The following is a 24,112-nucleotide window of genomic DNA, read 5'->3' on the forward strand; positions in this document are numbered from 1 at the left end:
TAATGCAAGTAATAATAACGATACAGTTATTACAACTATTGATTTGTTAGTTGATGATATTTTAGATGAAAATAAATAGGAGATGCTATGAATAATATAATAAAATCCAATATTATTGACGAATTAAAATGACGTAATATCTTAAAAGATATTAGTAGCATAGATAAAGTAATTAATGCAGGAAAATTAGGAAAAGGAATATATTGTGGTTTTGATCCAACTAATGATTCATTACATTTAGGTAATTTACTACAAATTATTTTATTGCATCGTTTTGCTATATTTGGTTTTCAACCAATTGCTGTTATTGGTGGTACAACGGCAATGATCGGTGATCCAAGTGGTAAAAATAAAGAACGTAATTTATTATATGAAAATGTGTTACAAACTAATGTTAGAAAAATAAAAGAGCAGTTAGTGACATTATTAAGTTATGAAAATATTGATAATTTAACATCATTAGAATTAATTAAAACATGTAATTTATTAAATGATAAAGAATATGAAACATTAGAGATGATTATTAAAAGTATTAATCCAAATAATCAATATCAACAGACTTTAAGTAGTATTTTAAAAACATTGCCCTTACCTTGAGAAGAATTAGGATTATCAGCATCAGTACTAAAGACTTTATATGAAACTTGTAATTTTGATCAAAAGTGAATTACTATGAAAAGTGATTTAAATAATCTTTCTTTTAAACAATTGTTAAATTATTGTGATAGTTATGTAGAAACTTGAATTACATTTTTAAAATTACCATTGGGAACATTAAACAATAAAATTAAGCCAATTAAAATTATTAATAATCAAACATGATTAGGTCCACTAACAGTTACAACTTTTTTGCGTGATATTGGTAAGCATTTTAATATTAATCAAATGTTAGGAAAAGAAATGATTGCTAATCGTTTAAATTCTGGATTTTCTTATACTGAATTTTCTTATATGGTATTACAAGCGTATGATTTTTATCATTTATATGAAAAAGAGCAATGTTATATTCAATCTGGTGGTAGTGATCAATGAGGGAATATTACTGCTGGTTTAGATTTAATTAGAAAACAAAAAGGTGATGAACATCATGCTGCTGGTATTACTATTAATTTATTAACTAAATCTAATGGTGAAAAATTTGGTAAAAGCGAAAAAGGTGCTATATTTTTAAATAGCGAAAAAACTTCACCTTATGAGTTATATCAATTTTTATTTAATCAAGAAGATAAAGATTTGCCTACTTTTTTTAATTCTTTAACTTTATTTAGTGAAGAACAAATAGCAAAAATTTTGGTAATTCATAATAGTGATGTTAAGCAACATTATGGACAAAAGATTTTAGCAGTTTTATTAACAGTATTTATTCATAAATTAAATGGATATTTTAGTGCTATTAATATTACTAATGCTTTTTTCCACGATCGGATTCATCAAATGAAATCATTTGAGATTTTACAAGTTTTAAAAGATGTACCACATTTTAATCTTAATCATAATGAAAAAATAATTGATTTTTTAGTTAATAATCAAATTTGTAATTCAAAAAGAATAGCAAGAGAACTAATTATGCAAGGTTCAATTGTCGTTAATGGTGAAAAAATTACCAATATAAATTTTCTTATTAGTAAAAAAAACGCAATTAATAATCAAGTAACAGTTATTAAAAAAGGTAAGCGTCATTATTTTATAGTTGTTCATAAATAAAGAAGGGTATTTAAATATGATATTTATTAATGTTTCTCCATTATTATGGGATATTATTATTTTTGCTATTATTATTTTTGGTATTGTTACTGGTTTTTTTATTGGGGGAAGAGCATTAATATTTATTAGTGCTGGTAATTTAATTAGTATTGGTTTAATGTTGGCATTTAAACCAATGTTAATAAATTCTTTTAAAAATATGGTATCACCATGGTTTAGTGACCTTAGCGGTAGTTTTGCTTCATTTAAGAATTTATTAACTGATAATATTGGATTTTTGATATATGCTATTGTTTGAATTATTGGCATTAATATTTTATTTTGAATAATCTATATTATTTTATATTTTGTACTTTTTAATAAAAATAAAATCGAACATAAAGCAATAAATGCTACAGTTGGAATTTTAATTAATTTTATTAGAATGAGTATTTTAGGTAGTATCGTAATTATTATGATGGGTACTAGTGTTTTCGGTAATAAATCATTAAGTTATGGTGTTATTAAAAATGAAATACCGACAATTTCTGTTACTCATAAAATATTTAGTAGTATTGATAATAATCTTCCTTTTTTAAATGTTAATGTAACAGACATTAACACTGTTATTGATTTATATCAAAATAGTGAAACATTAAAACAAAGTATAAATGAATTAAAAAATAATACAACTTATGAGGAATGTTACAGTACTGTTGAAAAGTTAAAAATGATAGGTATATTAAGAGTAGATGAAACCGATAAAATTGCTAATGCTCTAAAAGAAATGGAATCAACAGGTGATATCATTGCTAATAAAAAAATAATTATAGATCTCTTGCAACAACACGGAGTTGATAATTTTTTAGATGTTAATTATATGGTATCAGTTTTTAATGCTTATGCTAATATACTTAATTTATATTCGGAAGTAGTACAAATATTCGATGATAATTTAAAATATATTCCAATAATAGATACTACACTTCCACAAAATATGGATCGTTATAATCTTTTAAAGCCTAAAATTTCTTCTTTTACTAATTCAATTAAAGATGAAATAGCGAGAGAACATATTATTCAAAATTTAAAAAATATTTATAATCCGTTTTAATAAAAATAAAAAAATAGTTGAGGCATTTAATTTTTATTTATAACTGGAGTAGTATTTTTTTCTTTGTGTTTTAAAAAAAATATGATATTATTACCTAGTAATTTAATAAATGTTCTTTCCTAGTATAGATATTTTCTATATTAGGATTTTTATTAAGTTAATTTTAATAATCAAAGGAAGATAAAGAATATGTTAGATGATTTATTAAGAAAAACATTAGAAAACACACCTAAAGAATATAAGAAAAATATGATTGATAGTTTCAGAATAAATATAGGTAAATTAATTAATAATATTAATGACTATATAGAAGTTGAAGAGAAAATTTATAATGCAGAAAGTAAAGCAGGATATTCTGTTTCTTATACTTTTTTTTATATGTCACTTCAACATCGAATTAATATCCAACTATTAAAAAAAAAGAAATAGTAAATGTTCTTAATAATGTTGATGAATTAGAAAAGTTTAAAAAATTAGAAGAATTATCTAAAGAATTAGTTACTAAAAAAGAAGAAATTGAAGCACCAAATTCAAGATGAAAAAACGCTAATAAATATAAAGAACCTAATAATCCTGACTTGCAAACAAGAATTATTTCCCTTTCCATTCTTGATTAATACAAATTACAATCACAGTATACATCATTTTTTATTTATAATTTTGCTGATTTTGATTTAGAACTACTTTTTAAAAAATGTGGAATGGCAACTTTTTTTAGGACTGTTTTTTGGTAGACATTTGTGCTTGGTGTTTTATGGGGGTTAAGTAGTTTAGAGTGCTGTGGATTCTTATGTTGTTGTATCAATTGATATAATCAAATAATTCTAATTTTAATTGGATTAATGATGTAAAATTTTTATCATTAATAAACTCTGTTTTGAAAGTTTTGAAAGTTGCTTCAGCAACAGCCTTATCATAAGAACAACTTTTTTTGTTTAAAGAGTGGGTAATATCGAAGACTAATAAAATTTTATCAATAGTTTTATTATTAAATTCATTATCGCGATCGCTATGAAATATTTGAATATTTTTTAAACAACGATTTGAGCACATAAATGTTTGATATACTAATGATGCATCTTTTTTAGTTTTCCACTTGGTGATTTAGGTTTTAATTTGGGTACTTTGATATTAAATTATGTTTATTCATAATTTTTTTAATTTTTCGTCTTGATAAATTAATTTTCTTTTCTTTTAGAACAACTTTTAATCTTCTTGTTTCATAAGCTTCTTTATTTTCTTTAAAAGCACTAATAACAGCTTCATCATACATATTATTTTGAATTTTATCTTCTTTTTTCTTGAAATTAAAATAATATGTTGATTTAGAGATTTTTAAAAAACGACACATTGTGCTAATTTTATATTTAAGTTTATTTTTGATAATAATTTCTATTTTCTGCCTATTATTAGTGCTGCTTGCTTTAAAATATCATTTTCCATTCTTAATTGTTTTAATTCTTTTCTTAATTTAATTAATTCATTTTCTTCAACAGAACGGTTATCTTTGGTTTTAAAACTGCCTGAATTAGTAAATTGCTTAATTCAATTATAAGTAGCTGCTCTTGTAACATTGTACTCTTTAGCAAGACAAGACACTGACTTACCACCTTGATATAAAGCTACTATTTGTTTTTTAAATTAATCTGAATATGAGTTAACATTGGCCATAATTATAATTCCTTTCTTTTAACTAATTTGTTCACTTGTTTACGTAATTAGTGTCCAATAAAGTGTAACCCATCCAGAAACTAATAATCCTGACTTGCAAACAAGAATTAATCAAATTTTAGAAAATGGTCCAATAAGACAACAAAATTTTAACGATGCAGCAAATCAAGAACATATTCCTAATAATAGTAATGGTTCAAATAGTTTTCTTAATGCTATATAATATGAACTTATATTAATATCATTATTTATAGAGAACATGTAAAAGTTACCCCAAAAGGTAACTTTTACAATATTTTATTTTTTATTAAATCAATAGTATTTTCTACTTGTTTATTATTAATTTCTTTTTTGTCTTTTATCTTAATAAATCGATAAGTACTAACGATTAAAAAACCTATATAAATTAAATAAGATATCGTTAGTACTGATATTAGTAAAATATTGTCATAATAATTTTTAGTAAAAAATGAAAATACTTTACTAAAAATTAAAGGAATTATAGCTATTCATAAAATTAAATATTTCTTTTTATTTTTTTTATTAATTCCTAATCAACCAATAGCTTTTATCATAACAGCTATTACAAAAGTAATACTAACTATTTTCTCAGAAATTTCATTTTTAATCATTTTTATTTTTCCTTTCCTCATCTATAATTAACATTATATCATTTAATTTAATTGACATAGTAGTAGGAGAAAAATTAATTGTTAGTTTTGTTTTAAGGAAATTTATTGATAGATAATTAATTTATATTTTATTTTTTCAAAAACAAAAAAATGATAAATGCTTTTATTGACATTTACCATCTAAAAAATAAAGGAAATTATCCCCACATGTACTAGTGTGGAGGAAAAAATGAATTAAAATGAATTCAATAGCATATTTCAAAATGAAAACGATTGTTTGAAATATATAGCGAAGTTGAAAGTAATGAAATGTATCAGGTGTGCTTCTTCTAGTTTGAATGTTTCTGATTTGAGAAGAATAAGATGTTTGAAATGTCATCAAACATTTAGTATTCTTCATGACACCATTTTCACAAGTCACAAACACCTTTGACATCTTGGTTTTATCTCATCTTTAGATGAATAAACACAAAGCATAGTATACCATCAACAGATGTTGCAAGGGAATTGGGTGTGACATATAAAACAGCTTGAAGAATGGGTCATGAAATCAGAACTAGAATTTGGAATCAAGATGCAGGGTTCATTGATGATGGCACAGCACAGATGGATGAAATGTATCTTTCAAATGTAGGTTTTAAAAAACAAGGAAGATCCTTGTTTTTTAAAACCTTGATTGTTGGAGTTTATGAGAAAACCAGCAACAAACTAATTGTGAAAGTATTGAAAAAAGCAGATGAGAAAAACCTTTTATGATTTGCATTGAAACACATTTCTACTGGGTGTTGTCTATTTACGGATTCTTGGAAGGGATATGGAAGTTTTAAAAACTTCTATCACAAACATGAAATCGTAAATCATGAAGTTGGGTATGTGTCATCAACAGGTGTAAACACAAACCAGATTGAATATGCATGAAAACACATCTGATGAACTTTCCGAACACACATAAAAGTTTTAAAACATAATATTCATTTATATGCAAATGAAGCTGCATATAAATTCAATAAGATACCTAGTTTTGAAACTATAATTTTGTGTTTGATTTAGATACATGTGGTGATAATTTCCTAGATAGGCTTTTATCTCCATTTATGTGATAAAATTTAAAAATAGTACATAAAGGGATAAAAGCCAAAATAAATCTGTTATCAGTTGATAACAGATTTTAAATTAATTATTAATTTTAAGCACGTCCATATGATTCAACAACTAACGCTTCATTAATATCAGTATTTAGTTCGTCACGTAGTGGATGACGTACATATGTACCAATAAATGTTTTTTTATTGAATTCAATAAATGGTAATGTTGAAGCGTTAGCGCTTAATGCTTCAATAATTTTTGCATTTTTTTGTGCTTTTTCAGTAATAGTAATTTTATCTCCTATTTTAATACGATATGAAGGAATATTAACTTTTTTACCATTAACTAAAACATGACCATGATTTACTAATTGACGAGCACCTTTTCTTGTTAAAGATAAAGTTAAACGAAAAACAATATTATCTAATCTTGATTCTAAGAATACCAACAAGTTAGTACCAGTAACACCATGAGTTTTTTTTGATTCATCAAATAAATTTTTCATTTGACGAGCATTTAAACCATAAGTGAAACGAATTTTTTGTTTTTCTTGTAATTGTAATCCATAGTTAGAAAGTTTAATTCTTTTTTGACCGTGTTGTCCAGGAGCGAATGTTCGCTTTTTTCCTTTTGCAAATTCTTTACCAGATTCAAGAATTGAGAAGTTTAATCTTCTTGATTTTCTAAAAACTGGACCAGTATATCTTGACATAATAAAAACCTCCTTGGAACGTATACAAACACAAAGAGAGTTTAATAAGTTCTCATTAAGATAGTTTACAATTCGCCAGAACAGCACTGGTTACTATTAAGATTAATAGAAAATTCTACTAATAAAAAGAATAATCTTTGAGGATAAACTATTTGCAACTTAATAATACTTATTTGCTGCTTTCGTGAATGCTTGTTAATTATAGGATAAGTAATGTTATTTGTCAAATATTATTTTTTCATTTTTACAATTAAATATCATTAAATTTTAGTTATTATTTTTTTAAAAAAATAATTTAAATTTATATAATAAAATGATTTTATCTCCATTTATTTGATAAAATTTAAAAATAGTACATAAAGGGATAAAAGCCTATTTTATTTTGTAATCTATAATTTTGTGTAAAAATAATTATTAAATCTTTGATAATACTTGTTTTTTTAAATAAGTTTCTATATAATTATTAATGCTTTAAGCAATGTAGTCCCGGTAAAAATTACACTGTAAGGAGAAAAAAATGCGTCAAACAACAATGAATTTCAGTAACATTGAAAAAAAATGATATGTTATTGATGCCAGTGGTTTAATTTTAGGACGTCTTGCAACTAAAGTTGCAATGATATTGCGTGGTAAAAATAAACCTTCATTTACACCACATTTAGATTGTGGAGATTATATCATCATTATTAATGCAAACAAAATTAAATTAACAGGTAATAAATTACAAGATAAGAAGTACTATAACCATTCACAATATCCTGGTGGATTACGTGTACGTAATGCACAAAGTATGATTGCTAAAGATGCTTCTGAATTAGTAGAAATAGCGATTAAGGGTATGCTACCAAATACTACCTTAGGTCGTAAGCAATTTACACATCTTCATGTTTATAACAATGATCAACATCAACATCAAGCCCAAAACCCTGAAGTTTTAATATTAGGCCAAGAGGAGTAAACTTTTATGACAACATCTAATAAACCCGTAACTTATTCAAGTTCAGGCGGACGTAAAACGTCAACTGCCCGTGTTCATTTAAAAAATACTGGTCAATCAAAAATATTAATTAATGGTTTTGAGCCTTTAAAATATTTAGAACAAGAAATCTTAGTTCAAGATATGTTATTGCCTTTAAAAGTAACTAATATGTTAGAAAACTTTGATATTAATATCAAAGTTGAAGGTGGCGGAAGAACTGGTCAAGCTGGTGCAGCACGTTTAGCTTTATCTAATGTTTTAGTTAAGGTGTCAGAAGATTATCGAACATTATTAAGACAATTTGGATTATTAACTCGTGATGCACGTAAAAAAGAACGTAAAAAATATGGTTTAAAAGCAGCCAGAAAAGCACCACAATTTTCAAAACGTTAATATAATAAAAAAAGAGTCTGAGAATCTTTTTTTATTATATTTATAGTATTACTATAATTTTATATATTATTTTTGCTTATAATTTATTTCTTTATTTAAATGACTTTCTTTTTTATGGAAATTATCCCCACATGTACTAGTGTGGAGGAAAAAATGAATTGAAATAAATTCAATAGCATATTTCAAAATGAAAACGATTGTTTGAAATATATAGCGAAGTTGAAAGTAATGAAATGTATCAGGTGTGCTTCTTCTAGTTTGAATGTTTCTGATTTGAGAAGAATAAGATGTTTGAAATGTCATCAAACATTTAGTATTCTTCATGACACCATTTTTCACAAGTCACAAACACCTTTGACATCTTGGTTTTATCTCATCTTTAGATGAATAAACACAAAGCATGGTATACCATCAACAGATGTTGCAAGGGAATTGGGTGTGACATATAAAACAGTTTGAAGAATGAGTCATGAAATCAGAACTAGAATTTGGAATCAAGATGCAGGGTTCATTGATGATGGCACAGCACAGATGAATGAAATGTATCTTTCACATGTAGGTTTTATTCAACAAGGAAGATCCTTGTTGAATAAAACCTTGATTGTTGGAGTTTATGAGAAAACCAGCAACAAACTAATTGTGAAAGTATTGAAAAAAGCAGATGAGAAAAACCTTTTATGATTTGCATTGAAACACATTTCTACTGGGTGTTGTCTATTTACGGATTCTTGGAAGGGATATGGAAGTTTCAAAAACTTCTATCACAAACATGAAATCGTAAATCATGAAGTTGGGTATTTGTCATCAACAGGTGTAAACACAAACCAGATTGAATCTGCATGAAAACACATCCGACGAACTTTCCGAACACACATAAAAGTTTTAAAACACAATATTCATTTATATGCAAAAGAAGCTGCATATAAATTCAATAAGATACCTAGTTTTGAAACTATAATTTTGTGTTTAATTTAGATACATGTGGGGATAATTTCCTAGATAGGCTTTTATCTCCATTTATGTGATAAAATTTAAAAATAGTACATAAAGGGATAAAAGCCTTTTTAATTTGTATTTCTTTAGATAAATTGAAGGTGTTTTTATTATAAACACTATATATGTTTAAAATAAGAATATCAATAATTTGTTTTAAGAATAATGTAAAATTAATTTAAAAAAATTAAGGAGAGATTTTAATTTATGCCAAAAGAAATTAGAAGAAAAAGAAAAGTTATTGTAGGTATGGTTGGTGAGACAGTTTTGGCTGGTGGATTAATCAGGGGTATTAGAGCAATTTCTTAAATATTAGTTCAAAATGAGGCGGTATATCAAGAAAAATTAAATATTTTTAATTGACCTGAATCTTATGGTGTAATATCAACTTTATTAAATATAAAAAATGATTTATATGTCGAAACTAGTAATGGTGTATATAAAATTAAAGATAATGCAAGTAATACAAAAGATAAAATAATAACACTAATTACTGGTATTAATGGTTATATTTCTAGTTTAGTTGTTACTAATGATGGAACTGTTTATGTAGCAACTTTTGCTAATGGACTTTTTAGATATTCTCCTGAACAAAATATTTTGACACAAATATCAGAAATAACAGGAGAAGTTTATAGTTTAGTAGTTATGGGCAATAATGTATATGTTGGAACAAGAACTTCTGATTGTTATGGTAAGTTATTTATGATTGAATCTAATAGAAAAGTATCAGAAATTAAGGATTGAATTGAAACATATGGTGAAGTTAGAAGTTTAGCGTTTATTGATAATGATTTGTATATTGGTACTAAAACTGGTACATATACTGGAAATTTATTAATATTTAAACCTAATGGAATATTAGAATTGTTAAAAAAATGAAATCAAAATAATGGTGAAGTTTGGAGTTTAATAGTTTTTGGTAATAATTTATATATTGGAAGTAGAAATCAACTATATGAAATTAGACTATTTAAACTTTCTCTTAAAGGAGAAAAAATAACAGAAACTATTGGTTGAAAAAATAATAAAAATTATGGTGAGATTTGAAGTTTAGCTGTTGTTAATAATGATTTATATGTTGGAAGTAGAGTTCACAGTTATTGATAATAAATTTTTTAAAGGTGTATTATATAAGTAATCTGATGGTGGTATTAATTTTACTGAAGTATTTGGTTGAAATAAAGATTATGGTGTTGTAGTGAGTTTATTACCTGTAGATAATAATTTATATATTGGAAGCAAAAATTATAATGATAAAACCAATCAAAATTATCAAGGGAAGTTATTTTTTAAAAGAATAAAATAAAATTGGCTTTTATCCCTTTATGTACTATTTTTAATTGAATTCAAGGATAGTAATTATCAGGAAAATGACTTAAATTACAGAAAGAACTTGCTGAAGTGCTAATAGTATAACTTAAACCAAAATGTTTTAACATTGTATATCCATCTTTAAAATTTGAATGGCATTGTTCATTATTATTGAATTTAAAATAAAAGTTACTAAATCAAATTAAGTATAGACCAGTAATTATAATTAAAACTGTGATTGCAAATAATATTATAGTTGTTAATTGTAATATTTTAACTTTTTTCATTTTGATACCTCTTTAAATATAAAAAAACATTTTTAGATAATAAAAATAATAAGTTAAAAACTATATTATTTTGATTTATTAATTTGATTCAATATTCTACTTGCATCTAAATTAAATGGTATTACAATAATTTCATAGTGAATAATTTCGCGATTAGGGTATCCAAATTTTGTTACTATTTCTTTAAAACTTAGATGAAATATTGTTGCTAATTCTAATGTTTCAAATGCTTTATATTTTATGTCATCACTTTGGTTTGTTTTATATTTTAATAAATAAATTTCTTTGAGTTTTATTTTCATTTCATTTTTATTGTCATTCATTTTTTTACCTCTCAAACTTATATAATTTAACAAGTAAATCAAGTAATTCAAGTAAATTCAAGTAAATTCAAGTAAATTATATATAAATTATATCATTTTACTTAATTCATATTTAGTATTTTTTATTAAAAAATTTTAATAAATATACAATAAAAATATTATTATGAAAACTTAGGTGATTTTGCAATAATATCATCATTAATTTTCTCTATATTCTCATTCTCATTTATATCTTTTATATTATCATCATTTAGTGTTGCTTCTTTTCCTAAATTTTCATCTCATTTTTCAATTTTTAAGTTATGTATTTTAATCTTTGTCATTCTCAATCTCTTCTTAATAAAAAAAACCTTGTATGAATAAATTATACAAAATTTTTTTTACTTTTAAAAATATAAATTTTTATTATAAGAATATTAAATAAAAATTAAATAAAATATTGTTATTATATATTGCAATCGTGCTTGAACAAATATATAATATCTCTGTTGCTCTTTTTGGGACTATAGCTCAGCTGGTTAGAGCGCACGCTTGATAAGCGTAAGGTCGATGGTTCAAGTCCATTTAGTCCCACCATTATATGTGAAATTATGAAATAAACAGTTTTGTTTATTTTTTTTATTTAAATCAAATTAAAATTATAATAAAGATATAAATCAATTGATTTATTAATAATATAAAAAGTTATATTAAAAACCTATCATTAATCAGATATTTTAATTAGTGATAGGTTTTTAGTAATTGTTATTCTTTTTTAGTATTTTTTATATTATTAATTTCCTTAATTATTTCTTCAATTGCTATTTTATTTTCATTAATTTTAAATGCTAAGGCTTTAGTTGCAATTATGATCGGAATGGCTGCTTTATTCAATATTTTTGCGACATTAATTAATGGTTTAGTAACATTTGATCCTACATATTATGTTGTTTCACAGTCATTAGCAGTTTATAATAATGTAAAAGCTAAATTAGATAAAACTGATATTGATTGAATTAATGATGTATATAGAAAAGACCCAACAACTACTATTGAATCTATTCAAAAGGCTATGTTTAGTATTTACGATACATATATTAAAGAAGTTAAGTATCCTAATAATTATGATTATCAAAAAGAACAAACAATAGTATTAGCAATTAAGAATGGTAGTACTATTACTCCACCAACTACTGATGCTCCTAAGGACTTAGTAACTCATATTTACAATATTAGTAATGCTTTTCGTCAATGAAAAGAACAAAGTTTTGAAGAATTAATGACAGGTAAAAAAGTTGGACTAGATAACCTTGATCCCAAAAGATCAAATGGTGTTGGTAGCAATAATGTTGATTATTCAGTAAATTTTATGATTATGGGTTTAAATACATCTCTTTCTCAATCACAATATGATGCTCTTAATACTAAGACATCACAAGTTAAAGCAATGCGTTATTTAAATATTTTTTATCAATTAAAATATATTTGAGATGGAATATCGACTGAACAAAGTTCAATCTTTGCTAATCCAGGGGAGTATTCTATGACAGCAGATACTTATTTAGTTAGTTTTAATAAAGTTAACACAAATTATCAAGTTGATACCAATAAAGCAACTAATAGTAAAATTATTAATTTTCCAGTTTTATTGACTGTCTATGTTTTGATTGGTATTGGTTTATTTTGTTCTTCATGATTAGTATTTAATCGTAGAGATTTTACTTAGTAGTTTAGTATTTTTTATATATTAAATTTCAAACCTCATTATTTAAATGATGTAAAATTATTATTATAATATAGAGCAAATTAATGATAAGGGTGAAATTATGAAAATTAGTGGATTTAAAATTAATAATAGAGCAAATCCACATAAAATTAGTAATTTTTTTGCTACTAAAAAATTATATTTATTAGCATTAATGATTATTATTCCAGCAGTATTGCAACAAATATTATCAGCATCAATGAATTTACTAGATAATATTATGGTTGCAGAATTAAAGGATAGTTTTATTAGTGATTTAAAGCCAATGAATAATCATATTAGGGATATTTTTACTTCATTAGGACTTTGAGATAATTGAAGTTGATGAAAAGATAATGGTTTAGAACATTTTTATCATTTGCAATATTCAGCAGGACAAATTGCTGTTTAGGGAGTTACTGCTTCTAATCAAATTTTTGTTATTATTTATGCCGTTATGGGAGGTTTTATCAACGGTGTTAGTATTTTTGGTGCTCAATTTTATGGAGCTGGAAGATATGGTTCTTTAAGACAAACAGTAACAATGAGAATTATTTTTGGATTTTTAATTGGAGTAATAGTTATTATTTTATCTTATACAGTAGGTGAATATTTAATTTCCTAAATTATTTTAGTAATAAAATGAAATATTAAATTTTATTAAAATCAATATTTGTGATAGTATTATTAATATTTTAATATATGTTCATTACTAATATAAGTATTTTTTATTTATATTAGTTTTTTATTAAATTATATTAATCAGAAGGATATTTTTCATAGATTAGAAAGAGAGAAATAAAAATGGATATTAGTAAATATTCATTTGCTTCTTCAATGCAAGATGAAAATAATTATGTAGTGGAAGTTGTTAAACCTTCACTATCAAGAAAAAAAGTTTTCGAAAAAAATTTACCTATAATAGCTGCCGGTACTGCTACAGTAGTAACATTAGCGGCTGGTGGAATTGATGGCTTTCAATGTTCTGATTTAGGAATAGCAGCTAGTGCAGGCACATCTGGTGCTATGATGGGTGTAGTTATTAAAGCTACGATTAAACAAAATAAACAAGAGAAAGTAGAACTAGAAGATGAGAATAATGAAAAATCAAGTATTCTTCAGAGAAAATTAGAAGAATTACTGTTAGAAACAGTAAGAGCAAAAATTGTTAAAAAACAATTAGAAAGAACTAAAGTTGAACTTGAATTAGTTAAAGTAAGAGAAGAATTAGCAAAACTTAATAACATAACTAGTTTAAATATTACTTCATCACCGATCTCTCAAGAATTTAATTTAACAAAAATAGTAAATGTAGAAACAAGTAATAATTGTTCATTATCAATTCATAAAAAAATAAGTACATATATATAAAAATGTAAATAAACAATTGAAAAGGATAAAAGATATGGAAACGCAATTACAAAATTTAAATAATTGTAATAATGAAACTGTTGTTATTGCAAAAAAAACTTTAGATAAAGAAAATAAATAGGTAATTTTTAGTAATCTGTGTAACTTACAAAAATAACTATGTTTAATTAATTCTAGTAAATAAAATTAAATAACTAGAAAGAGTGAGTTACGTATGTCTAAAAAACAAAATATTAATAATAATGATCCAATATCAAAAGCAGTAGATTTATTATTAGAAAATACTGAGGATTTAACAACCGTATTTAAAGAGTGAGGTTTATATAAAGAATTAACAAAAAGATTAGTTGAAAAAATGTTGAATTCTGAAATTCAAAATTATTTAGGATATGAAAAAAATCAACATAATAATATTGATAATGCTCGCAATGGTATAAATTCAAAAAAATTAATAACCCAACAAGGTAAAATTGAGATTAATGTACCACGAGATCGTAATAGTAATTTTGAGCCAGTAATAGTTGCAAAAAGACAAAGAAGATTTGATGGTTTTGATCAACAAGTTCTTTCATTATATGCCAAAGGCATGACTTTATCATATATTAGAATGCAGTTACAAGAGTTATATCATGGTGCTGATATTAGTGAAAGTGTTATTAGTCAAATTACTGATGATGTTATTGATGATGTTAAAGCATGACAAAATCGGCCATTAGAAAGTGTTTATCCGATTGTTTATTTTGATTGTATAGTAGTTAAAGTACGACAAGATAAACGCATTATTAACAAATCAGTTTATATAGCATTAGGTGTTGATTTAGAAGGTAAAAAAGATGTTTTAGGTTTATGAATTAGTGAAAATGAAGGTTCTAAGTTTTGATTATCTAATTTCACAGAAATGAAAAATCGAGGCTTAAATAATATTCTTATTGCTTGTAGTGACAATTTAACAGGAATGTCAGAAGCAATACAATCAGTTTATCCTAAAACCGAACATCAATTATGCATAGTTCATCAAATTAGAAATAGTTTAAAATATGTTTCATACAAACATAAAAAATCACTAGTTACAGATTTAAAACCAATTTATAGTGCATGTAGTGAAGAACAAGCAATGCAAGCTTTAGAAACTTTTGAAATTAAATGAAATAAACAATATCCTCAAATTGCTAAATCGTGATATAAAAATTGAGATAATTTAATGGTTTTTATTAGTTATCCTGTAGAAATCAAAAGAGTGATTTATACAACCAATGCTATTGAATCTGTTAATAGTCAATTACGAAAAGTTATTAGAAATAAAAAAGTTTTTTTCAAATGATATGGAAGTTTTCAAAATATTTTACTTAGCAATTGAAAATATAACAAAAAAATGAACAATGCCCATTCAAAATTGAAATACAGCAATTGCTCATTTTATGATAAAATTTGAAGATAGAATTAATCTAAACTAGTAAATTTGTAAAACAAAGATACACAGATTATTAAAAATCCTATCTAGGAAATTATCCCCACATGTATCTAAATCAAACACAAAATTATAGTTTCAAAACTAGGTATCTTATTGAATTTATATGCAGCTTCTTTTGCATATAAATGAATATTGTGTTTTGAAACTTTTATGTGTGTTCGAAAAGTTCGTCTGATATGTTTTTATGCAGATTCAATCTGGTTTGTGTTTACACCTGTTGATGACACATACCCAACTTTATGATTTACGATTTCATGTTTGTGATAGAAGTTTTTGAAACTTCCATATCCCTTCCAAGAATCCGTAAATAGACAACACCCAGTAGAAATGTGTTTCAATGCAAATCATAAAAGGTTTTTCTCATCTGCTTTTTTCAATACTTTCACAATTAGTTTGTTGCTGGTTTTCTCATAAACTCCAACAATCAAGATTTTATTCAGCAAGGATCTTCCTTGTTTTTTAAAACCTACATGTGAAAGATACATTTCATCAATCTGTGCTGTTCCATCATCAATGAACCCTGCATCTTGATTCCAAATTCTAGTTCTGATTTCATGACCCATTCTTCAAGCTGTTTTATATGTCACACCCAATTCCCTTGCAACATCTGTTGATGGAATTCCATGTTTGGTGTTTATTCATCTAAAGATGAGATAAAACCAAGATGTCAAAGGTGTTTGTGACTTGTGAAAAATGGTGTCATGAAGAATACTAAATGTTTGATGACATTTCAAACATCTTATTCTTCTCAAATCAGAAACATTCAAACTAGAAGAAGCACACCTGATACATTTCATTACTTTCAACTTCGCTATATATTTCAAACAATCGTTTTCATTTTGAAATATGCTATTGAATTCATTTCAATTCATTTTTTCCTCCACACTAGTACATGTGGGGATAATTTCCAATTAAAATTTAGATTTAACTTAATAAAAATGTATCATAATATTTTAATAAAGGTAATGTTTAGTAATCTGTGTAACTTACAAAAATAACTATGTTTAATTAATTCTAGTAAATAAAATTAAATAACCAGAAAGAGTGAGTTACGTATGTCTAAAAAACAAAATATTAATAATAATGATCCAATATCAAAAGCAGTAGATTTATTATTAGAAAATACTGAAGATTTAACAACCGTATTTAAAGAGGGAGGTTTATATAAATAATTAACAAAAAGATTAGTTGAAAAAATGTTGAATTCTGAAATGCAAAATTATTTAGGATATGAAAAAAATGAACATAATAATAGTGATAATGCTCGCAATGGTATAAATTCAAAAAAATTAATAACCCAACAAGGTAAAATTGAGATTAATGTACCACGAGATCGTAATAGTAATTTTGAGCCAGTAATAGTTGCAAAAAGACAAAGAAGATTTGATGGTTTTGATCAACAAGTTCTTTCATTATATGCCAAAGGCATGACTTTATCAGATATTAGAATGCAGTTACAAGAGTTATATCATGGTGCTGATATTAGTGAAAGTGTTATTAGTCAAATTACTGATGATGTTATTGATGATGTTAAAGCATGACAAAATCGGCCATTAGAAAGTGTTTATCCGATTGTTTATTTTGATTGTATAGTAGTTAAAGTACGACAAGATAAACGCATTATTAACAAATCAGTTTATATAGCATTAGGAGTTGATTTAGAAGGTAAAAAAGATGTTTTAGGTTTATGAATTAGTGAAAATGAAGGTTCTAAGTTTTGATTATCTAATTTCACAGAAATGAAAAATCGAGGCTTAAATGATATTCTTATTTCTTGTAGTGACAATTTAACAGGAATGTCAGAAGCAATACAATCAGTTTATCCTAAAACCGAACATCAATTATGCATAGTTCATCAAATTAGAAATAGTTTAAAATATGTTTCATACAAACATAAAAAATCACTAGTTACAGATTTAAAACCAATTTATAGTGCATGTAGTGAAGAACAAGCAATGCAAGCTTTAGAAACTTTTGAAAGTAAATGAAATAAACAATATCCTCAAATTGCTAAATCGTGATATAAAAATTGAGATAATTTAATGGTTTTTATTAGTTATCCTGTAGAAATCAAAAGAGTGATTTATACAACCAATGCTATTGAATCTGTTAATAGTCAATTACGAAAAGTTATTAGAAATAAAAAAGTTTTTCCAAATGATATGGCAGTTTTCAAAATATTTTAATTAGCAATTGAAAATATAACAAAAAAAATGAACAATGCCCATTCAAAATTGAAATACAGCAATTGCTCATTTTATGATAAAATTTGAAGATAGAATTAATCTAAACTAGTAAATTTGTAAAACAAAGATACACAGATTATTAAAAAGCCTCTTAATAAACTTTAAATTTGCAACGTTCTTGCGAATAATTTTTTGTTAAAGATTGTTCATTTTGTGATTCTGATTTATTTCTTCAATATTTAATCTTTCATCTAATGATTCATCTTCAAAAAATTTCCTTCTACTATCTTTTTTTTGCTAATCTATTTTTTTCTAAAATATCAAATAAACTTTCTACTTTTAATGTACTATTTAATTGAGATTGTACTAATCTTTTATCTGCTTCTAACGTGGTAGTCATTTCTAATTTTGCAAGGTCTAACTGCTTAGTTAAAATATCTTGTTGTACCCTACTTCTTTCTAGACTTAATTGTTCAAGTTCTTTTTCCCTAATCAAATTTTCTGCTTATATCTTCCTTTTTTCTAATTCTATTTTTTTATATTCTATTTGTTTAGTTAAAATAATTAATTCATTTTCATTTATTTCTAACTTTAATTTTTCAATTTCTTATTGCTTAATTAAATTTTCTGCTTCTAATCTTTCTGTTTCTAATCTTTTTTTTGTATTTCTGATCTTATTTTACTAATTTCTAATTCCTTATTTAATTATTTAAGGAAATTATCCCCACATGTACTAGTGTCGAGGAAAAAATGAATTGAAATGAATTCAATAGCATATTTCAAAATGAAAACGATTGTTTGAAATATATAGCGAAGTTGAAAGTAATGAAATGTATCAGGTGTGCTTCTTCTAGTTTGAATGTTTCTGATTTGAGAAGAATAAGATGTTTGAAATGTCATCAAACATCTTATTATTCTTCATGACACCATTTTTCACAAGTCACAAACACCTTTGACATCTTGGTTTTATCTCATCTTTAGATGAATAAACACAAAGCATGGTATACCATCAATAGATGTTGCAAGGGAATTGGGTGTGACATATAAAACAGCTTGAAAAATGGTGTCATGAAATCAGAACTAGAATTTGGAATCAAGATGCAGGGTTCATTGATGATGGCACAGCACAGATGGATGAAATGTATCTTTCACATGTAGGTTTTATTCAACAAGGAAGATCCTTGTTTTTTAAAACCTTGATTGTTGGAGTTTATGAGAAAACCAGCAACAAACTAATTGTGAAAGTATTGAAAAAAGCAGATGAGAAAAACCTTTTATGATTTGCATTGAAACACATTTCTACTGGGTGTTGTCTATTTACGGATTCTTGGAAGGGATATGGAAGTTTCAAAAACTTTTATCACAAACATGAAATCGTAAATCATGAAGTTGGGTATGTGTAATCAACAGGTGTAAACACAAACCAGATTGAATCTGCATGAAAACACATCCGACGAACTTTCCGAACACACATAAAAGTTTCAAAACACAATATTCATTTATATGCAAAAGAAGCTGCATATAAATTCAATAAGATACCTAGTTTTGAAAATATAATTTTGTGTTTGATTTAGATACATGTGGGGATAATTTCCTAGATAGGCTTTTATCTTCATTTATGTGATAAAATTTAAAAATAGTACATAAAGGGATAAAAGTGTTTTAATTTTCAAGAAGTATTTTTATAAAGGTTATATTTTCATTTATATTTCATAATTGTCGTTAAACATGTTAATCATCATTTATGATAGAATTTAATATATGAAATTTTAGAGTTGTGAGGTTTTAGTATGGAAGTGTCAGCAGATAATTATAGAAACATTAATTCTCATAATCGTTGAGGAATTATTGTTAGTTCGGGGTTAATGGTAATAACTTTGATTATAAGTTGAGTATTATTACTTATACTTTATCGTACTAATGTTAACGAAATTTTAACAATTTTAACTGAAGTAATTAATAGTAAAGGCATTACATTTACTCTTACTTTTCAGATTTTAACAATTTTTACTTTAATTTTTTCGGTTATTACTCTAGTTGTTTATTACAATTCCATTTATTTTTTTAAATAAATATGGAGTAATAACTTTAGTATGAGCATTAATAGTAGTAGTAATTTTGCTTGTCTTACTTATTGGTTCAGGATTATTAATAAGTTATGGTTATAAAAAAATTTATAGTTATGTTATGGACAAAAAAATATTAATTTTTTATTTTTTATTTTGCTTTGAGGCTTTGCATTAATTTTTAGTTTCTTTTTAGTACTTTTTTCTTTATGATTAATAATAGCTAATCTAAGAAATAAATGAAAAAAAGCATTATCATTGACAAATAATAATGCTTTATCAGCAACAGAAATATCCGCGAGTGTTGAAAAAAATTCTCTTTTTGGTGAACAAACTATTGGACCATCATTTACATATCGATTTTTTAATGAACACGATAAATCAACACAAGGTATAAATATAGTTATTAATAATACTGGTGGAGGTGCACTTCCACAATCAAAATTACTTGATAATCAAGTAACTAGTAATCTGAATCCTGTTCAAACTAATAATAGTAGTAAATGTTGTTAATAGCGAAGTAACTTGAACACCACAACAAATTGAAGAAGTATGAAATAAAGGAGAAATTATTGATGATTATAATCCACAGTTATATCGAAAAGACTATGCAGGTGCGCTAATGTTTAGGAATAACTTTATTATTAATGTTAAACTTGATGATGATCCTAAGAGTTATAATTGAACTATTATACATCAACGACCTTTATTTCATGGAGGCACTTCTGATATTAGTAATTTACAACCAATGAATAATACTAATGCTATTACTAAAGGTAATAATTATCCACGTTGAAAAACAGCTATTGCTTTTAATGGAAAACAAAATTTTTTAAAACAAAAATCATGAAAAGATAAAAAATAGAGTATTAATCATTAATTTAACTGAAGATTATATTGAACATATTATAAATATAATTTGTATTTTGCTTAGTTGTTAATAATTTAAATTTAATTACACTATTATCTTTTAAAATTTATTTGTTTATGGGAAAATTTATATAATAATTAAAAGATAGGAGAAATTAATCATGCAAGTTATTGTCCATGGAAAAAATATTAATATTACTTATGAAATTAAAAATGCTGTTGCTAAAAATTTTAATTATTTACAAGAAAAGTATTCTAAATATATTAAAAAAGATATGATTGCTAAAGTTTGTATTGAAAGAAATAGTAATCATACATATAATATTTCCGTTCATATTCAGTTATTAAATAATAATTTTTTACAGTGTTTAGTAGAAAATCACGATCTTTATGTTGGCATTAATAAAACATTGGTTCCGTTGGAAAAACAATTAAGTCGTTTAAAAACTGTTGCTGATAAAACTGGTGCTGAAAGCGTTGGTCAATTTATAAGTAAAGAAATTCTTAATGATAATAGTGAAGTTATTATTGACGTAACAGAAAATAAAGATTAAAGAAAACGTTTATGAAAGTATACAATTATTAGCATTAGTTTTTTTATTTAAATATGATGCATCATATTTTTCATTTTCTGCATCTTGTGCTTTTTTTGTAAATTTTCTTCTGGTGTTATTTTTAAATTTCGCTTATAAATATTTGTATCCATTTTGTTTATTATTAAAATGGCATATTCAAGACTTTTTTTTATTTCTTTAATTAATTGTATATTTAAAGGCTTTTATCCCTTTATGTACTATTTTTAAATTTTATCACATAAATGGGGATAAAAGCCTATTTAGGAAATTATCCCCACATGTATCTAAATCAAACACAAAATTATAGTTTCAAAACTAGGTATCTTATTGAATTTATATGCAGCTTCATTTGCATATAAATGAATATTGTGTTTCGAAATTTTTATGTGTGTTCGGAAAGTTCGTCGGATGTGTTTTCATGCAGATTCAATCTGGTTTGTGTTTACACCTGTTGATGACACATACCCAACTTCATGATTTACGATTTCATGTTTGTGATAGAAGTTTTTGAAACTTCCATATCCCTTCCAATAATCCGTAAATAGACAACACCCAGTAGAAATGTGTTTCAATGCAAATCATAAAAGGTTTTTCTCATCTGCTTTTTTCAATACTTTTACAATTAGTTTGTTGCTGGTTTTCTCATAAACTCCAACAATCAAGGTTTTATTCAACAAGGATCTTCCTTGTTGAATAAAACCTACATGTGAAAGATACATTTCATTCATCTGTGCTGTGCCATCATCAATGAACCCTGCATCTTGATTCCAAATTCTAGTTCTGATTTCATGACCCATTCTTCAAGCTGTTTTATATGTCACACCCAATTCCCTTGCAACATCTGTTGATGGTATACCATGCTTTGTGTTTATTCATCTAAAGATGAGATAAAACCAAGATGTCAAAGGTGTTTGTGACTTGTGAAAAATGGTGTCATGAAGAATACTAAATGTTTGATGACATTTCAAACATCTTATTCTTCTCAAATCATAAACATTCAAACTAGAAGAAGCACACCTGATACATTTCATTACTTTCAACTTCGCTATATATTTCAAACAATCGTTTTCATTTTGAAATATGCTATTGAATTCATTTCAATTCATTTTTTCCTCCACACTAGTACATGTGGTGATAATTTCCTATTTAAATTATCTGGATATTTTTTTGTTGAAATATGTTTCTTTTTTTTGTTATCTCTAATTCTAAAATGTTTGATATAGTTATAGTAATAAAAAATATAATAAAGATTTTTAAAAGTATTAATAATTTTTTTGTATATTTTTCAATAAAAAAATCACTAATATCATTATTAGTTGCGTTATCTTTTATACAAATTTTATAAAAAATTATAGTTAAAGTAGTTGTATTATTAAATATTTCACTTACTGCTTTTTCAATTTCTTTTGTTAATTTTTTATTTATTGTTATTAGTGGAATTTTAATTTTATGATACACATCATAAAATTCTTTTATTAATGTTTCTAAATCCATATTTTTTGTTTTATTAAATTCATTAGCAATTTTTTCATTAGTCAAAAATGTAATAAATTTTTGATCTAGAAACCCATTGACTGTTGTATAAAAATATATTATTTTTTCTATTAAAGTTTTGAATATATATTCACAAAAAAAACTTTAGCATATTCAGTAGGATCTGGTAAATAATTAGTAGATATTTTTAACATATTTATTGTTCCTTTCAAAATTATTAAATTTTATGTATATAAAATTACAATGGTTAATAAGTAGTTGAACGTTAAATTTAGTTATTAAGAAGTTAATATATTTTCATTATCATTAAATTAATTTTTATTTTAAAAAATGATAATCTTTTTATATAAAATAGGAGGTAATTTATTGAAATATGTAATTATTATTATGAAAATTGTATTTGCAATTTTTGCAAAAAATAAGATTACGATTAAAAACGCAAAAATGCCTAAAATTTATATAGTAAATTTTTGAAGTATAGTTTAATTATTAATTATACTTTTGGTTAGATAGTATTTTATATATTTTAAATTTTATTATTTTCTATTATATAATGTTTAAGTATAAAAATAAGACAGTTAAGAATAAGTAATTATTTAATTATTATTGTATTAATATTAGTAAAGTAATATTAATATTAATTTTTAAAATTATAGATATTATTTTATATTTAATAAATAGGTAGTTTATTTTTTCTTAATTATGTTTTTATATAGAAAAAACCATTATCAATATATAATATCTTTATCTTTAAGATTATTATTGTCTTGATATATTATATTAGGTATAATGTAAGAGACTATAAAAATTATAAGAGATTTTATTTTATATAAATTTAATTTATTATTAATATAATAGGGGTGATTATGTGGAAAAAGATAAAGATATTATGAACATTATTAAAAAAGCATTATCAGAAAGTAGTTTATCTGTACCAGGTGTTGCCAATATTTATGAAAAAAATAATAATTATGGAATTAAAGTTAACAAGTCTGATTTAGGTTTAATTATTGATATTAATATAGTTTGTTTTTTTAATAATAATATTTGAAATATTATGAATCAAACTCAGAAAAATTTAAAATATATTGTTGAAAAGATTATTAAACATCAAGACTATATAGTACTTAACATTTTTGTTCATGATTTAATTGAAGAATAAAAGAAAA

Annotated in this window: 31 protein-coding genes, 1 tRNA gene and 3 pseudogenes; 23 read left to right on the forward strand and 12 right to left on the reverse strand. The window is 24.5% G+C overall.

Features of this window, described 5'->3' with window-relative positions; all coding sequences use genetic code 4:
- The first annotated feature begins 87 nt into the window (after positions 1–87).
- The 3 genes from tyrS (at position 88) to AC6I4F_RS01720 (ending at position 3,226) form a co-directional block, all read left to right on the forward strand.
- On the forward strand, positions 88–1,704 hold the full coding sequence (gene tyrS, locus AC6I4F_RS01710) for a tyrosine--tRNA ligase (protein ID WP_497874104.1): 1,617 nt from the start codon (positions 88–90) through the stop codon (positions 1,702–1,704).
- Between the two features lie 16 nt (positions 1,705–1,720).
- A complete protein-coding gene (locus AC6I4F_RS01715; RefSeq protein WP_497874105.1) occupies positions 1,721–2,797 on the forward strand; it encodes a hypothetical protein in 1,077 nt (358 codons plus the stop codon).
- Positions 2,798–2,986: 189 nt separating this feature from the next.
- Positions 2,987–3,226, forward strand: coding sequence for a hypothetical protein (locus AC6I4F_RS01720; protein ID WP_497874106.1), 240 nt, complete (start codon positions 2,987–2,989; stop codon positions 3,224–3,226).
- Between the two features lie 285 nt (positions 3,227–3,511).
- On the opposite strand, the gene AC6I4F_RS01725 is transcribed toward AC6I4F_RS01720, so the two are convergent.
- From AC6I4F_RS01725 to AC6I4F_RS01735, 3 genes are read right to left on the reverse strand one after another with little or no spacing between them, the layout of a single operon-like run.
- Complete coding sequence (locus AC6I4F_RS01725) at positions 3,512–3,850, reverse strand: transposase (RefSeq protein WP_497874108.1); 339 nt, start codon at positions 3,848–3,850, stop codon at positions 3,512–3,514.
- A 58-nt stretch (positions 3,851–3,908) separates the two neighbouring features.
- The gene (locus tag AC6I4F_RS01730; RefSeq protein WP_497874109.1) at positions 3,909–4,148 is read right to left on the reverse strand and encodes an IS3 family transposase; all 240 of its coding nucleotides are present in this window, start codon (positions 4,146–4,148) and stop codon (positions 3,909–3,911) included.
- Positions 4,149–4,189: 41 nt separating this feature from the next.
- On the reverse strand, positions 4,190–4,396 hold the full coding sequence (locus AC6I4F_RS01735; protein ID WP_425377244.1) for a hypothetical protein: 207 nt from the start codon (positions 4,394–4,396) through the stop codon (positions 4,190–4,192).
- Positions 4,397–4,562: 166 nt separating this feature from the next.
- Between AC6I4F_RS01735 and AC6I4F_RS01740 the strand changes: the two genes are divergently transcribed.
- Positions 4,563–4,691: a hypothetical protein gene (locus AC6I4F_RS01740; RefSeq protein WP_497874110.1), complete on the forward strand. Its 129-nt coding sequence runs from the start codon at positions 4,563–4,565 to the stop codon at positions 4,689–4,691.
- A 64-nt stretch (positions 4,692–4,755) separates the two neighbouring features.
- On the opposite strand, the gene AC6I4F_RS01745 is transcribed toward AC6I4F_RS01740, so the two are convergent.
- The gene (locus AC6I4F_RS01745) at positions 4,756–5,100 is read right to left on the reverse strand and encodes a hypothetical protein (RefSeq protein ID WP_497874111.1); all 345 of its coding nucleotides are present in this window, start codon (positions 5,098–5,100) and stop codon (positions 4,756–4,758) included.
- Between the two features lie 277 nt (positions 5,101–5,377).
- Here AC6I4F_RS01745 and AC6I4F_RS01750 point away from each other — a divergent pair, with 277 nt between their 5' ends.
- Both AC6I4F_RS01750 and AC6I4F_RS01755 read left to right on the forward strand, forming a co-directional pair.
- Positions 5,378–5,566, forward strand: a complete 189-nt coding sequence (locus AC6I4F_RS01750; RefSeq protein WP_497874112.1) for a hypothetical protein — start codon at positions 5,378–5,380, stop codon at positions 5,564–5,566.
- On the forward strand, positions 5,530–6,150 hold the full coding sequence (locus AC6I4F_RS01755; RefSeq protein WP_497874113.1) for an IS1595 family transposase: 621 nt from the start codon (positions 5,530–5,532) through the stop codon (positions 6,148–6,150). Before AC6I4F_RS01750 ends, AC6I4F_RS01755 begins: the two co-directional genes overlap by 37 nt.
- 136 nt (positions 6,151–6,286) lie before the next feature.
- Here the strand turns inward: AC6I4F_RS01755 and rpsD are convergent, their stop codons facing one another.
- Positions 6,287–6,898, reverse strand: a complete 612-nt coding sequence (gene rpsD / locus AC6I4F_RS01760) for a 30S ribosomal protein S4 (protein WP_497874114.1) — start codon at positions 6,896–6,898, stop codon at positions 6,287–6,289.
- Between the two features lie 517 nt (positions 6,899–7,415).
- Here rpsD and rplM point away from each other — a divergent pair.
- The 4 genes from rplM to AC6I4F_RS01780 all read left to right on the forward strand — a co-directional run bounded on the left by rplM (position 7,416) and on the right by AC6I4F_RS01780 (position 10,373).
- Positions 7,416–7,856: a 50S ribosomal protein L13 gene (gene rplM / locus AC6I4F_RS01765; RefSeq protein WP_497874115.1), complete on the forward strand. Its 441-nt coding sequence runs from the start codon at positions 7,416–7,418 to the stop codon at positions 7,854–7,856.
- 6 nt (positions 7,857–7,862) lie between these two features.
- Positions 7,863–8,270: a 30S ribosomal protein S9 gene (gene rpsI / locus AC6I4F_RS01770; RefSeq protein WP_497874116.1), complete on the forward strand. Its 408-nt coding sequence runs from the start codon at positions 7,863–7,865 to the stop codon at positions 8,268–8,270.
- Positions 8,271–8,384: 114 nt separating this feature from the next.
- Positions 8,385–9,245, forward strand: coding sequence for an IS1595 family transposase (locus AC6I4F_RS01775; protein WP_497874806.1), 861 nt, complete (start codon positions 8,385–8,387; stop codon positions 9,243–9,245).
- Between the two features lie 618 nt (positions 9,246–9,863).
- Complete coding sequence (locus AC6I4F_RS01780) at positions 9,864–10,373, forward strand: hypothetical protein (protein ID WP_497874118.1); 510 nt, start codon at positions 9,864–9,866, stop codon at positions 10,371–10,373.
- A 556-nt stretch (positions 10,374–10,929) separates the two neighbouring features.
- On the opposite strand, the gene AC6I4F_RS01785 is transcribed toward AC6I4F_RS01780, so the two are convergent.
- Both AC6I4F_RS01785 and AC6I4F_RS01790 read right to left on the reverse strand, forming a co-directional pair.
- A complete protein-coding gene (locus tag AC6I4F_RS01785; protein WP_497874119.1) occupies positions 10,930–11,187 on the reverse strand; it encodes a hypothetical protein in 258 nt (85 codons plus the stop codon).
- A 161-nt stretch (positions 11,188–11,348) separates the two neighbouring features.
- Positions 11,349–11,510 carry a hypothetical protein gene (locus AC6I4F_RS01790; protein WP_497874120.1) on the reverse strand — a complete coding sequence of 54 codons (162 nt, stop codon included), beginning with the start codon at positions 11,508–11,510 and terminating at the stop codon, positions 11,349–11,351.
- Positions 11,511–11,686: 176 nt separating this feature from the next.
- On the opposite strand from AC6I4F_RS01790, the gene AC6I4F_RS01795 reads away from it, so the two are divergent.
- A tRNA-Ile gene (locus tag AC6I4F_RS01795) sits at positions 11,687–11,763 on the forward strand.
- Positions 11,764–11,931: 168 nt separating this feature from the next.
- Here the strand turns inward: AC6I4F_RS01795 and AC6I4F_RS01800 are convergent.
- Positions 11,932–12,060 (reverse strand): hypothetical protein, encoded by a 129-nt coding sequence (locus AC6I4F_RS01800; protein WP_497874121.1) that lies wholly within the window; start codon positions 12,058–12,060, stop codon positions 11,932–11,934.
- Between AC6I4F_RS01800 and AC6I4F_RS01805 the strand changes: the two genes are divergently transcribed.
- From AC6I4F_RS01805 to AC6I4F_RS01825, 5 genes and pseudogenes are all read left to right on the forward strand, one after another.
- A complete protein-coding gene (locus tag AC6I4F_RS01805; protein ID WP_497874122.1) occupies positions 12,044–12,892 on the forward strand; it encodes a hypothetical protein in 849 nt (282 codons plus the stop codon). The two genes, AC6I4F_RS01800 and AC6I4F_RS01805, sit on opposite strands and share 17 nt — an antisense overlap.
- Positions 12,893–12,992: 100 nt before the next feature.
- The gene (locus AC6I4F_RS01810) at positions 12,993–13,322 is read left to right on the forward strand and encodes a hypothetical protein (RefSeq protein ID WP_497874123.1); all 330 of its coding nucleotides are present in this window, start codon (positions 12,993–12,995) and stop codon (positions 13,320–13,322) included.
- A gap of 12 nt (positions 13,323–13,334) precedes the next feature.
- Positions 13,335–13,535 (forward strand): annotated as a pseudogene (locus AC6I4F_RS01815) (MATE family efflux transporter); the annotation flags it as partial.
- A gap of 179 nt (positions 13,536–13,714) precedes the next feature.
- Complete coding sequence (locus AC6I4F_RS01820; protein ID WP_497874124.1) at positions 13,715–14,281, forward strand: hypothetical protein; 567 nt, start codon at positions 13,715–13,717, stop codon at positions 14,279–14,281.
- A gap of 214 nt (positions 14,282–14,495) precedes the next feature.
- A pseudogene (locus AC6I4F_RS01825) lies at positions 14,496–15,735 on the forward strand (IS256 family transposase).
- Between the two features lie 199 nt (positions 15,736–15,934).
- Here AC6I4F_RS01825 and AC6I4F_RS01830 read toward each other — a convergent pair.
- Positions 15,935–16,663 carry an IS1595 family transposase gene (locus tag AC6I4F_RS01830; RefSeq protein ID WP_497874125.1) on the reverse strand — a complete coding sequence of 243 codons (729 nt, stop codon included), beginning with the start codon at positions 16,661–16,663 and terminating at the stop codon, positions 15,935–15,937.
- A gap of 144 nt (positions 16,664–16,807) precedes the next feature.
- Here AC6I4F_RS01830 and AC6I4F_RS01835 point away from each other — a divergent pair.
- Positions 16,808–18,047, forward strand: a pseudogene (locus tag AC6I4F_RS01835) (IS256 family transposase).
- A 174-nt stretch (positions 18,048–18,221) separates the two neighbouring features.
- Here AC6I4F_RS01835 and AC6I4F_RS01840 read toward each other — a convergent pair.
- A complete protein-coding gene (locus AC6I4F_RS01840) occupies positions 18,222–18,434 on the reverse strand; it encodes a hypothetical protein (protein WP_497874126.1) in 213 nt (70 codons plus the stop codon).
- Positions 18,435–18,688: 254 nt separating this feature from the next.
- Here AC6I4F_RS01840 and AC6I4F_RS01845 point away from each other — a divergent pair, with 254 nt between their 5' ends.
- The 5 genes from AC6I4F_RS01845 (at position 18,689) to hpf (ending at position 21,428) form a co-directional block, all read left to right on the forward strand.
- The gene (locus AC6I4F_RS01845; RefSeq protein WP_497873630.1) at positions 18,689–18,919 is read left to right on the forward strand and encodes a hypothetical protein; all 231 of its coding nucleotides are present in this window, start codon (positions 18,689–18,691) and stop codon (positions 18,917–18,919) included.
- 35 nt (positions 18,920–18,954) lie between these two features.
- Positions 18,955–19,341, forward strand: coding sequence for a transposase (locus AC6I4F_RS01850; RefSeq protein WP_497874127.1), 387 nt, complete (start codon positions 18,955–18,957; stop codon positions 19,339–19,341).
- A 921-nt stretch (positions 19,342–20,262) separates the two neighbouring features.
- Positions 20,263–20,517: a hypothetical protein gene (locus AC6I4F_RS01855; protein WP_497874128.1), complete on the forward strand. Its 255-nt coding sequence runs from the start codon at positions 20,263–20,265 to the stop codon at positions 20,515–20,517.
- Between the two features lie 109 nt (positions 20,518–20,626).
- Complete coding sequence (locus AC6I4F_RS01860) at positions 20,627–20,869, forward strand: hypothetical protein (protein WP_497874129.1); 243 nt, start codon at positions 20,627–20,629, stop codon at positions 20,867–20,869.
- Positions 20,870–21,035: 166 nt separating this feature from the next.
- Positions 21,036–21,428 carry a ribosome hibernation-promoting factor, HPF/YfiA family gene (gene hpf, locus AC6I4F_RS01865; RefSeq protein WP_497874130.1) on the forward strand — a complete coding sequence of 131 codons (393 nt, stop codon included), beginning with the start codon at positions 21,036–21,038 and terminating at the stop codon, positions 21,426–21,428.
- Positions 21,429–21,733: 305 nt separating this feature from the next.
- Here the strand turns inward: hpf and AC6I4F_RS01870 are convergent, their stop codons facing one another.
- Together AC6I4F_RS01870 and AC6I4F_RS01875 are read right to left on the reverse strand one after the other, a co-directional pair.
- Positions 21,734–22,555 carry an IS1595 family transposase gene (locus AC6I4F_RS01870; protein WP_497874131.1) on the reverse strand — a complete coding sequence of 274 codons (822 nt, stop codon included), beginning with the start codon at positions 22,553–22,555 and terminating at the stop codon, positions 21,734–21,736.
- 40 nt (positions 22,556–22,595) lie between these two features.
- A complete protein-coding gene (locus AC6I4F_RS01875) occupies positions 22,596–22,988 on the reverse strand; it encodes a hypothetical protein (RefSeq protein WP_497874132.1) in 393 nt (130 codons plus the stop codon).
- Positions 22,989–23,811: 823 nt separating this feature from the next.
- Here AC6I4F_RS01875 and AC6I4F_RS01880 point away from each other — a divergent pair.
- A complete protein-coding gene (locus AC6I4F_RS01880; protein WP_497874133.1) occupies positions 23,812–24,105 on the forward strand; it encodes a hypothetical protein in 294 nt (97 codons plus the stop codon).
- Positions 24,106–24,112: the final 7 nt, after the last annotated feature.

Source organism: Spiroplasma ixodetis (assembly GCF_059729505.1).